The following is an 866-nucleotide window of genomic DNA, read 5'->3' as shown; positions in this document are numbered from 1 at the left end:
AACGGCCATGGCAACACCGGCACCGGAGCACGGGACATCACCATCGATGCCAACTTGCCGGGGCTGCGCGTGGACACCGTGGCGGGCGACGATGTGATCAACAGCATCGAACATGCTCAGGATCTGATTATTAATGGCTCCAGTGATGGTCTGACGGCGGGCACAGCCCTGACCGTGACCGTGAATGGCAAGGACTATGCGGCAACGGTTCGGGCAGACGGTACCTGGCGTGTGGCGGTACCGAAAGAGGACGTCAGCGCCTGGCCAGCCGGTACGGTTAACGTGACCGTCTCCGGTGACAGTGCGGCAGGCAATCCTGTCTCCATCAGCCACGATGTCACTGTCGATCTGGAGACCGTTGCCATCAGCATCAACGCCATTGCGGGCAATGACGTGATCAACGCGGCGGAAAAAGGCGCGGACCTGGTGCTGTCCGGCACCACGCTGAATGTGGAAGAGAACCAGACCGTCAATATTACTTTCGGTGGCAAAACCTGGACCGCGAAAGTGGATGCGGACGGCAACTGGACGGCGACCGTACCGTCGACGGATCTGGCGGGCCTGAAGGATGGCGATGCCAGCGTGCAGGTGAGCGTCACCAACGTGAACGGCAACAGCGCTTCGGCGGGCCGGGAATACAGCGTGGACGCGACTCCTCCGTCGGTCACCCTCAGTACCCTTGCCGGGGACGACATTCTTAATGCGGCAGAAGCGCAGGCTGACCTGACCATAAACGGCACCAGCACCGCAGAAGCGGGGCAGACGGTGACCGTCACCCTGAACGGCAAAAACTACAGCGCCACGGTGGGCGCAGACGGCAGCTGGACGCTTGACGTACCGGCAGCAGATCTGGCGGCACTGGGCGA

At 62.0% G+C, this 866-nt stretch carries 1 protein-coding gene; it reads left to right on the top strand.

Annotated features, from left to right (window positions below):
- A partial coding sequence (locus LZP96_RS23950) for an Ig-like domain-containing protein (protein WP_258926378.1) occupies positions 1 to 866 on the top strand: 866 nt, incomplete at both ends.

The sequence above is a fragment of the Huaxiibacter chinensis genome (genome assembly GCF_022171985.1).
Taxonomy (GTDB): domain Bacteria; phylum Pseudomonadota; class Gammaproteobacteria; order Enterobacterales; family Enterobacteriaceae; genus Enterobacter; species Enterobacter chinensis_A.
The sequence above is the reverse complement of the archived record's forward strand: the minus strand, read 5'-3'. Positions and strand labels throughout refer to the sequence as shown.